Here is a 10,726-nt window from a genome sequence, read left to right as displayed (position 1 = left end):
TAAAGTTTATGCGGATGTTTTTGGGTGGATAATTGGTTTGGCTGCCGGTTACGGGTATCGTTTCCAGCACAAAATTTTCTTTATGGATTTGTTGCGGCTCTATCCCCATATACAAAAGCGTAAGCCTGATCATCCGCATATACACAAATGGGCCGCACAGATAAAATTCGGTCCTTTCTTTCTCAAACGCCAGTTGCTCGTTCACCAATTGCTCAACCATAATATTGGTAAGGCGGTTAGCATCATTGCTTAGTAAATGAGTAATATTTAACCTTGCGGGATAGCGTTTCAGCAGTTCATTTAACTCGTTATTAAATAATATAGCTTCTTGGCTTTGGCTGCTATATATAAGGTGCAGCTTACTTTTCCCCGGCCTGTTTAAGATGTATTTGATCTGCGAGAATACCGGCGTAATACCGCTGCCTGCCGCAAAAAACAGAATGTCTTTTTTTGACTGATAATTATTAACGGTAAAAACCCCGGCAGGTTGGGCAACGGTCAATACATCGCCAACATTAACCTTTGTAAGCAAAAAACGAGAGATCTCGCCATTGGTGATCCGCTTAACGGTAATGGCCAACCGGTCATCATCCGGCGATGAACTTAAAGAATACGAACGCCGAATTTCCTGGTTATGATGGTTAAATACAAGGGTAAGAAATTGCCCCGCTTTATAAGGCACATTATGCCCATCCACTTCAACCAAATAAAAAGTGGCCGTATCCGGTAATTCCCATTTTATTTCATCAACACGTAATTGCAGCATCTAATCAGATCTTGATCACTAATTTACCAAACTGTTTAGCTGCACACATTTTGTCGAACGCTTTTTTTGCATCAGCCAGCGGGAATACTTCATCAACTATGGGTACTATTTTATGTTCGTTCACAAAGGCAAGCATGGCTTTAAAATCTTCCTGTGTGCCCATGGTAGTGCCTAATATTTGCAGCTGTTTCCAAAATATCGGCCTTGCATTCAGTTCGGGGATATTACCTGCCGTGCCACCGAAGAATACGATGCGTCCCCCGGGATTACACAGGTCGGGGATCTTAGCAAAATCCGGACCAAGGGCGCTGTCTACCACAATATCAAAACCACCGCCGCTGAAATGTTTAAGCTCCTGCGCCCAGTCTTGCGCTTTGTAGTTTACACCGGCGCATGCCCCATGTAGCTTAGCCTGTTCAATCTTTTCGCCCGTGCCCGATGTTACAAATACCTGTGCCCCCGCCGCCACAGCAAACTGCAGCAAAAACGAGCCCGTGCCCGCGCCAACGCCAACCACCAATACCTTATCGCCTTTTTTTATATGGGCTTTGGTGAACAGCGCGCGGTAAGAAGTTAACCCTGCTAATGGCAATGCGGATGCCTGTTCAAATGTTAAATGTGCCGGTTTTGGATATAGGTATTCGGCTTTTACCAAAACATATTCGGCCATGGTGCCATCTTCGGGCAGGCCCAATATTTTAAACTCTTTCGATTGAAACTCGGGGTGTTCGCCCCAATTATGGGATGGGTTAATGATCACCTCTTTGCCCAGCCAGTCGCCCGCGCCTTCGCCGGCTTCGGCAACAATACCTGCGCCGTCGGCACCTAAAATGGTGGGGTATTTTATACCGGCGTATTTGCCAACTGTTATCCAATAATCGCGACGGTTTAGGGCGGCGGCTTTTATTTGCACCAATACCTCGCCCGGGCCGGGTGTAGGTTTGTCAACTTCTTTTATAACCAAAGGGTTTTCTGCGGATTCAAGGACGATGGCTTTCATAGGGTCTCTATTATATCTACATGTCATTGCGAGAAGCGTAGCGACGCGGCAATCTCATAGCCAACGCATGAACGCATAGCATGCGACGAGGTGGCCACGCTATCGCTCGCAATGACATGATGGTAAAGGTAAAAATAAAAAAAGCGGCAGATTATTAACCTGCCGCTTTTAAATATATAATGCCTGCTTAAATTAAGCGATAGCTTTAGTATATAATTCTGAAACGTGGTTCCAGTTAATAACATTCCAAATAGCAGCCAGGTAATCAGGGCGACGGTTCTGATATTTTAAGTAGTAAGCATGTTCCCATACATCGATACCTAAAACCGGGGTGCCTTTTACTTCAGCAATATCCATTAAAGGGTTATCCTGGTTAGGGGTTGAAGTAACAGCCAGTTTTTTATCGGCAGTAACAATTAACCAGGCCCAGCCCGATCCAAAACGGGTAGCACCTGCTTCAGATACTTTAGTTTTGAAATCAGCAAATGAACCGAAAGTGCTTTTTATAGCATCGGCTAATGCGCCAGTAGGCTCGCCGCCACCGTTTGGTGAAAGCAAAGTCCAAAATAGAGAGTGGTTATAGTGGCCACCACCGTTATTACGTACGGCAGGCGGAAACTTAGAGATGTTTTTGATAAGGTCTTCAATTTTACTATCTGCTTCTGGCTTACCTTCCAAAGCTTTGTTTAAGTTAGTAACATAAGCCTGGTGGTGTTTGCCATGGTGAATCTCCATAGTAGCTTTATCAATATGCGGTTCCAATGCGTCGGTAGCGTAAGATAACGCCGGTAGTGTAAATGCCATAATATTTAAAATTTAAGGTTAAACGAATTCGTGATGTAGCAAATATAAGGTTTGAGGTAAGTAATTGTTCTATATAAATGTCAAATTGTCTGAATCAGAATTTGCAGAATTTTTAAATAAGCAGAATTCTGTAAATTCATTAATCCTGCAAATTCTGATCTTACTTCCTCTTACTCTTAAAAAATCCTTTTACCAGCTGCGAGCATTCGTTCTCGTGGATGCCGCCGGTTATTAATGTTTTGGGGTGGGTTACGCTCTGGTTTAGCCTGCCGAAGCCCCGCTGGGTATCATAAGCCCCAAAAACTATGCGCCCTATCTGGAACCAGTAGCTTGCCCCCGCGCACATTACACAAGGTTCAAGGGTAACATACAAGGTGCATTCAGGCAGGTATTTGCCACCCATATAATTGGCCGCAGCGGTAAGGGCCTGCATTTCGGCATGTGCCGATACATCGTTGAGCCGTTCGGTAAGGTTATGCCCTCTGCCAATGATCTGTCCTTTACAAACCACTATAGCGCCAATGGGGATCTCATCCTCTTTTAAAGCAAGACGCGCTTCCTTCAGGGCCTCATTCATAAAAAACTCATCCGGGGATATGGCGGGCTGCTCATCGTCAAAAGTAATGTATCGCATTATATTAGTTTGCTGCCGTTTGGCACTGGTTTATCAATAGCGGTTAGTACAATATCGCCGTTCTCGTCGGCAAGGCCGGTCACCAAAAACTCCGACATAAAATTGGCAATCTGTTTCTTCGGGAAATTCACCACGCCCAGTATTTGCCTGCCGTGCAGTTCTTCCTTTGTATAATGTTTGGTGATCTGTGCGCTGCTTTGCTTCACTCCCAGCGGGCCAAAATCAACTATCAGCTTATACGCCGGTTTACGTGCTTCGGGGAAATCTGCCACTTCCACTATGGTACCGGCACGCAGTTCCACCTTTTCAAAATCGTTCCAGGTTATGGTTTCCATAAGGGCAAAGGTATATTGTTAGTTTTACAACCAACCCATCGCGCCCAATTTATTTCGGCATATTTCCTGCTAAGTGTATGCTAAACATTAGCCCGCCGCTGAGGATACTTGTTTTTATACTTACATCATATTGGTAAAAAGGAGGAAGATCTGACGCATTAAAACTAAAAAATGCATTCCGGATCTCGCCCCGGAACGCACCACATTCGTGTTTCAACTAAATCTCAGATCGCACGTTGATGGACCTGAATACTTTTTAACAGGCTACCCGGTTCATTCACTTCTCAGGCTTTTGACAGGATTTGCCAGCGCCGCTTTTATCGCCTGGAAACTAATGGTGACCAGGGTAATAACTATAGCCGCCATACCCGAAGCGATGAACACCCCTACGCCTATGCTAACGCGGTAGGTATACTGCTGGAGCCAATTGTGCAGATAATAGAGCGCCACCGGCGATGCAATAACGCAGCTGATAACCACCAGCACAATGAAATCGCGCGATAGCATCAGCCAAACCTGAACTATGGATGCACCCAGCACTTTACGGATGCCAATCTCCTTTGTGCGCTGCTCGGCAACGTAAGCGGCCAGTCCGAAGAGCCCAAGGCAGGATATAAATATAGCCAACCCGGCAAACACGCCCGCCAGCTTGCCCACCAACATCTCCAGGTTAAACTTGTGCGCATATTCGTCATCCACAAACTTGTACTCATAGGGAAAAGCCGGGTTATATTTGCCAAATATCTTACCGATCTTGCCGATAGCGGCAGGTATACTTACGTTTTTCGCCAGCCGGTATGTCATCACAAACCCGAAGGGGTTATGCCCGAAAACGGCGGGCGCCACCGGGCTGTAAGGCGACTCCATCAGCGCATCCTTCACCACGCCAATGATCCTTACCGGTTTTTTATTGAAATTAATAGTTATCAGTTGATTAACTGGGTCTTTCAAACCGATACGCCTAACCATCGCTTCATTCACTATCACATTCAGTGTATCGCTTTTCCATTCGCCCGTAAAATTGTGCCCACCGGCAAAGGCCATCCCCAATGTCTTAAAATAGCTGTCAGATACCCATATCGCGCCGATGTTCACATTTTCATCGCCTGCATTTTTGCCCGGCCAGTCTTCCAGCATAAAATGGCTGGACACTTGTGTGGCGGGTGACGTGGACGAGGCTACGCTCTCCACAAATCCCGAAGCCAGCAGGTCGTTTTTCAACGTTTCATATTTCTGAGAAAGGCCACTGTTCATGTCGGTCATCATCAGCCTGTCGGCGCTGTAACCTGTCGGCCGGTTCTTCACATATTGTATCTGCTGGTAAACGATCACCGTGCTGATGATCAACGCTATGGAACAGGTAAACTGCACCACCACCAGCACCTTCCTTGGCATGGATGCCCACCGGCCCATCTGGATGCTGCCCTTTAGCACCTTAACCGGGTTAAACGCAGACAGGTAAAACGCCGGCCGGCTCCCCGCTATTAAACCGGTGAAAAGCACAAACACGATCATAATACCCCAGAAACCGATATGGCCAAAAGGAATATAGACAGCAGAGCCCGTTAGCGAATTAAATGCCGGCAAAGCCAGCTGAACCAGCAGCAAACCCAGCAGGAACGATATAAAAGTGATGAGGACAGACTCCAGCAAAAACTGGTAAATCAGATCGATACGCGCCGAGCCGATGGCTTTGCGTACGCCGACTTCCCTCGCCCGCTTTTCGGACCTGGCAGTGGAAAGGTTCATGAAATTGATGCAGGCTATAGCCAATACCAGCATACCGATGATACTGAATAAACGCACATATTCTATAAAGCCGCCAACAGCTTTGCCATTTTTAAAATCGTTATATAAATGCCAGTCCTTTAAAGGATGCATGATCACTTCAGGCTTTGCGGTTCGCATCTCCGGGCTTCTTTTATTCACGATATCCCTGATCTTAGGGGCAATCTGCTGGTAAGTCACACCCGGCTCCAGCGCCACATAGGCAGAGAATGAATTGTAAGTCCACTTGGTGCGTCCTTCTTTGATCCAGTCCTGGGTAGCTTCTGAGTAAGCAAAAGGTATCAGGTAATGGAATTGTAGTGTAGCATTTGCAGGGATATCGCGGATAACACCCGTCACCGTCATATTCTGCAAGTTATCAAGCCGCACACTTTTCCCCATCGGGTCGGCATCGCCAAACAATGTTTTTGCTGTCGATTCGGTTAAAACTATCGAATAGAGATCCCTTAACGCGGAATTGGCGTTACCTTTTATAAAGGGGTATTGAAATATTTTGAAAAATTGTGCCCCTACGGCACCTCCCTCCATGTACAGCTTTTTCTCGCCCACCAAAAGGCCGTGGTTCACGCGGCCTACATTGTCAGCTTCAGCAACATATTTTATACCGGGGATCTCTTTCCTTAAAACATCAGTCAGCGGCAGCGCTATGGAAGTTTGGGTATGCGTGCCGTCATGCTCCGAGGTCAGGTTCATCTCCACCTGGTATAATTGCTGATAGTTTGGCAGAAAACGATCATACGAATATTGGTTAGTCACCCATAAACCTATTAGGAGTGCCACGGCCATGCCGGCTGCCAGGCCAAGGATATTTAGTGTGCTGTAAACTTTGTTGTGCAGCGTACTGCGCCAGGCGATCTTTAAATAACTTCTAAACATAAAGTTGCGGTTTAATTTCTCAACTGTCCACTTCGGGGTGGATTTATGATACGAAATTACCGTGGTAAGCCGGGCATCGCTGCCCAAATTATAAGGTGGGCAATCTTTTTTCAGGTCATTTTTATATCCCACCGGGCTTTTCCCGGTTATCTGCTTAAAAATGCGGGTAAACGTGCTTTGAGAATTAAAACCCGATTCTAATGCGATGCCCAGCAGTGTTATGTGGTCGTTAGCCGGGTCCTGCATTTTCCGGGCTACCTCTGCAACGCGATATTCATTAATGAAATCGTTAAAGCTTTTTTTGAGCACCACATTAATCACCCGGGACAATTCGTGCGTTGTCAGTTCCAATTTTTCGGCTAACGAGCTTAAACTTAGTTCAGGGTCCTGATAATACCGGTTGGTTTTCACAACGTTTTTCAGCCAGGCACCCTTTTGTTTAAGCTCTGCCGGTGGCGATGGTTTTAAAAACACGGGTATATTTGACGGCGTGCTCACCTCCTGCCTTAAATAAGCAGTGGCAGCTATCCCGGTCAGCATCACTGTTAAGCAGAGATAAAAAGAATAATAAGCCTGTATACCTGATTGATGATGGTAATAAAAATAATCTACAGCGGTAAAAGGTAGCCACAATAGCCACAGCAGGCCAAAACCCTTTAGTAATATATGTAGCCAGCGCAGTTGGTACCTGTGCCGGTCGCCCTCATTAAATTTCATGCGCCGGTAAAAGCGCTCTATCAGCCTGTGAGCACAATACAAGTAAGTAATAACCGAAATAAGCGTCAGCAACTGCAATACCGGGTTCAGCAGCAGCACTTGTTCCAGCAGTGCCGGGATGAAATGCAGTAAATCCATCCGGCTAAATTTATATTGGGGCCGCGTTAATTTTAATACATAAAAATACATGAGGGGGCCCAATGCCAATGAAAATTGCAGCGGCAGCCGGATATCAATAGCTGAAATACCGACCAGCCACAAAATCATCACAACCAGCGCCAGGGCAAGAAACCGGTTCGCAGTTCTATTGGTCTTTTTGGTGAACCCTAACAACACGGCAAAATTGAGCCCGGTAAATATCGTTCCCAGCGAGACCAGGTCATATAGATTGATATGGAATGTATAGTTGTTCAAAGTAGATCAACACCCGCAATTGCTGTTCCATGCTTATAACATATTGACATACAGATAAATATAAGATAAAAACCCTCATGATTGTAACGAAAGCGAACATGAGCTGTCCGGTTTTAACAATGACGAAGGATCGGATTTTGTAGCAGGGGCGCTACTTGTATCTTGTTAAAGACGCGAAGTATCGCGTCTCTACGGGATATGATAATGTAGAGACGCGATACTTCGCGTCTCCCGCCACGCCGCTTCCGCGTTAGGGATTGCAGTGGATACCGGCCCCGAGCCTAAGGCCTGTGCGCGTATGAGCGGAAAGCCTGGGCCGAAGGCAACGCCCAAAAAAGCCTCACCCAACCCTCTCCAAAGGAGAAGGCTTTAAATCTGTCTTCCTCCCTCTCCTTCGGAGAGGGCCGGGGTGAGGCTTCCTACTTAAACTTTTTAATAGTTTCTGTTAAATGGGCCAAGTGATGGTTACCATGCCATGCATACAGGGCCAGGTTCTTTTTTAGCGGGGTTACACTGCCCGATTCCGGGTGTACAAAGGTGCGGTTCCATTGGTCTTCGCTGAAACTTTCGAACAGGGCTATCATGTGCTGATGGATGCCTTCCAGCATTTTTAGCGATGGCTCAACAGGCAAGCGGTAATCTGGTTGTATGGCCCAGGCAGCCTCATCGTATGGTTTTATGGTAGGGTTATCTTCGGTAAGCGCCAGTTTAAAACGGGTGAGCGAGTTCATGTGGCTATCGGCAACGTGGTGCACAACTTGTCGCAATGTCCAGCCGCCGGTACGGTATTGGATATCCAACTGCTGATAGGTTAAACCAATAATAGCTTCGCGAATGCGGCCCGGCAGGGTGGCAATATCGTGGATCCAACGGCGCATATCATCATCTGTATAAGATACCGGCGGCGTAAATTTCCCTATCGGGAAGCGCATTTGTTCGTCTGTCATGGTGTTTTTGGTGGATATAGATATAATTTTATTGTTCCATAAGGAATTGGGCTAAATTAGCGTTTTACTGTTGTTTTGCTTTAAGATGCTTAAAAAATTCCTCCTGATTTGCCTGTTGCTTAAATGTTCGGCGGGCTTTGCCGAAACCATCCGCACCGATGTACTGGTTATTGGCGGTGGCGCCAGCGGTGTTGCCGCGGCCATACAAAGCGCCCGCAGTAAAGTAAAAACCATGCTGATTGAACAAGGCCCCTGGCTGGGCGGCAGCATGACCAGCGGCGGTATGTGCATACTGGAAGGTAACCGTAACCTGGCATCGGGCATTTACGCTGAATTTAGGAACCATGTACGCGAATTTTACAAACCCCGGCTTGGCTACGATACCACCCGCAACGCCCCGCTGGTGTTTGAACCCTATACCGGCGCGGCCATCCTCAAAAAGATAACCGATACGGTGAAAAACCTTACTGTAAAAATGAATACCCCTTTTACTGCTATTAAAAAGGACGGCACCGGCTGGGAAGTAACCGTTACCATAGATGGCAAACCTGTTACCATAAAAGCCAAACTGGTGGTTGATGCCACCGAACTGGGCGACGTGGTTGCCGATGCAGGTGTGTTGCTCACATCGGGTTTTGATAGCAGGGCTGATACCAAAGAAGCCCTTGCGCCCCCAAACGCTACCAACCAGATACAGGACATTAGCTACATTACCATCCTGAAAGATTATGGCCGCAGCACCGACCATACCATCCCCAAACCCGAGGGTTATAACGCCGCGCAATATGGCTGCCTTAAAAGCACAGATATTAAGAAGCTGCTGGCATCGGCAAAGTTGCCAAACGATAAGTACATGATAAAATGGGCCGACTGCGCCAACCAATACTCCGTTACCAGCGACGACCTGAAACCCGAGAACCGCGAGGCAACCTTCCGCAAGGCAAGGCTGCGTACGCTCGGGCTCATCTATTACCTGCAAACGGAACTGGGCTATAAAAACCTTGGCCTTACCGATGATTTTAAAACGCCCGACCACCTCCCTTATATCCCTTTTATCCGCGAGAACCGCCGTTCGGCAGGTGTGGTGCGGATGATGCTTGATGATATTTATACTCCCTACAGCCGCGGTTCTAAATTGTACCGCACCAGTATTGCCGTGAGCGATGCCATGCCGGGCCAGCACTACAGCGTGGCGGGTGCACCTCAAATAAGCTACCCGCCCTTCCCCGCCTACTCTATCCCGCTTGGTGCCGTGGTGGTGAAAGATCAGGATAATTTGCTGGTGACGGAGAAGGCTATGTCGGTTACGCATTTGGTTAACGGCAGCATTACTTACCCAAGTGTACAGATGACGCTTGGACAAGGCGTTGGCGCAACCGCCGCTTATTGCATATTTTTTGAAACTACCACCAAAAACCTACAGCCCCGTGTGATACAGGGCGAGATCCTGGATTTTAAAGGCATGCTGATGCCCTTTGCCGATATTAAAACCACCGATCGCGATTATCGCGCCATACAACAGGTAGGCGCAACAGGTATGCTGCAGGGCATCCAAAAAACAACCGGCAACAGCGCGCAGGTTTTGTTTGTGCCCGATAGCACCGTGCATACTGCCGAGATAAAACCTTTCCTGAACGAGATCTACTCCCGGTCGTTTTTATGGTTTAACAAGGAGAACCCGGGCGAGCTGTTCACCATTGGCAACCTGTTATCCTATATCAGTGAGATGACCCTGCGCGACCCCAGGAACCTGCAGCTCGAAACCCAAAAAGCCTGGAAAACTTACTACCATTTCACCACCGACTTCAACCCCAACCGCCCCGTTACCCGCCGCGAGTTTGCCGTGCTGGCCAACCGGTTTTTAAATCCGTTTGCAAGAAAAGTGGATTTGAGTGGAAAATTGGTCAACTGATTTTTCGTTGGTTTTTTGTGATTGTTTTTGGACGTTTGAGAGTCGTTTTTTGGCGATTAATTTGTGGTAAAAAGTGCATAAATGGCTCCTTTCCCCCATCAATTAAACGACTGCCTGAACTCCAACGGGGAAAGGTTGGTTTTTGTCTTGAATAATTTACTGAACGATTGCGGGTGTTCAAAACCTAATTCGTATGCAATTTCACTTACCGATAAACCGGTGGTGTATAACCTTTCCTTTGCCTTTTCAATCAGCTTTTCGGGGTTACTGCTGATAACCGTAACCGCATGTCCTTTTTGCACCAACTCTTCGGTTAGTGGCTTGCTGATGTGCCCTAATGAACCTGTTATTATAATTTTCATCTCCTTGGTTTTGATCTAACAAGGTCAGTAACAACAAAAGAGCGGGTGTAGCCAAATCTACTGTTGTTGTAGTCAAAAAGGAGTTCGTATAATCTACTGGTGAGTTGAAATTACGCTATCCACAGCAGTATATTTAATTTATAATTAAAATAGCTTATGCCAATTAATAAG

General features: G+C 46.8%; 8 protein-coding genes and 1 pseudogene. 1 reads left to right on the top strand and 8 read right to left on the bottom strand.

Translation table 11 applies throughout. From position 1 onward, the window contains the following. From JWQ85_RS21070 to JWQ85_RS21040, 7 genes are all read right to left on the bottom strand, one after another. The coding region (locus tag JWQ85_RS21070; RefSeq protein WP_299471512.1) for an FAD-binding oxidoreductase at window positions 1–766 on the bottom strand (766 nt) is incomplete at its 3' end. Between the two features lie 4 nt (window positions 767–770). Continuing rightward, window positions 771–1,766, bottom strand: a complete 996-nt coding sequence (locus JWQ85_RS21065; RefSeq protein WP_299471510.1) for a zinc-binding dehydrogenase — start codon at window positions 1,764–1,766, stop codon at window positions 771–773. Window positions 1,767–1,958: 192 nt separating this feature from the next. Next, the gene (locus tag JWQ85_RS21060) at window positions 1,959–2,570 is read right to left on the bottom strand and encodes a superoxide dismutase (protein ID WP_299471508.1); all 612 of its coding nucleotides are present in this window, start codon (window positions 2,568–2,570) and stop codon (window positions 1,959–1,961) included. A 160-nt stretch (window positions 2,571–2,730) separates the two neighbouring features. Next, window positions 2,731–3,204, bottom strand: coding sequence for a nucleoside deaminase (locus JWQ85_RS21055; RefSeq protein WP_299471506.1), 474 nt, complete (start codon window positions 3,202–3,204; stop codon window positions 2,731–2,733). After that, the gene (locus JWQ85_RS21050; protein WP_299471504.1) at window positions 3,204–3,539 is read right to left on the bottom strand and encodes a tRNA-binding protein; all 336 of its coding nucleotides are present in this window, start codon (window positions 3,537–3,539) and stop codon (window positions 3,204–3,206) included. Before JWQ85_RS21050 ends, JWQ85_RS21055 begins: the two co-directional genes overlap by 1 nt. Before the next feature lie 273 nt (window positions 3,540–3,812). Continuing rightward, window positions 3,813–7,058 carry an ABC transporter permease gene (locus JWQ85_RS21045; protein WP_299471502.1) on the bottom strand — a complete coding sequence of 1,082 codons (3,246 nt, stop codon included), beginning with the start codon at window positions 7,056–7,058 and terminating at the stop codon, window positions 3,813–3,815. Between the two features lie 695 nt (window positions 7,059–7,753). Then, the gene (locus JWQ85_RS21040; RefSeq protein ID WP_299471500.1) at window positions 7,754–8,281 is read right to left on the bottom strand and encodes a YfiT family bacillithiol transferase; all 528 of its coding nucleotides are present in this window, start codon (window positions 8,279–8,281) and stop codon (window positions 7,754–7,756) included. Window positions 8,282–8,366: 85 nt separating this feature from the next. Here JWQ85_RS21040 and JWQ85_RS21035 point away from each other — a divergent pair, with 85 nt between their 5' ends. After that, the gene (locus JWQ85_RS21035; protein WP_299471498.1) at window positions 8,367–10,193 is read left to right on the top strand and encodes an FAD-dependent oxidoreductase; all 1,827 of its coding nucleotides are present in this window, start codon (window positions 8,367–8,369) and stop codon (window positions 10,191–10,193) included. A gap of 98 nt (window positions 10,194–10,291) precedes the next feature. On the opposite strand, the pseudogene JWQ85_RS21030 reads toward JWQ85_RS21035, so the two are convergent. After that, window positions 10,292–10,453 (bottom strand): annotated as a pseudogene (locus tag JWQ85_RS21030) (helix-turn-helix domain-containing protein); the annotation flags it as partial. Window positions 10,454–10,726: the final 273 nt, after the last annotated feature.

This window comes from Mucilaginibacter sp., assembly GCF_028288105.1.
In the GTDB taxonomy this organism is placed as follows: domain Bacteria; phylum Bacteroidota; class Bacteroidia; order Sphingobacteriales; family Sphingobacteriaceae; genus Mucilaginibacter.
This window is presented reverse-complemented; position numbering and strand designations above follow the sequence as displayed.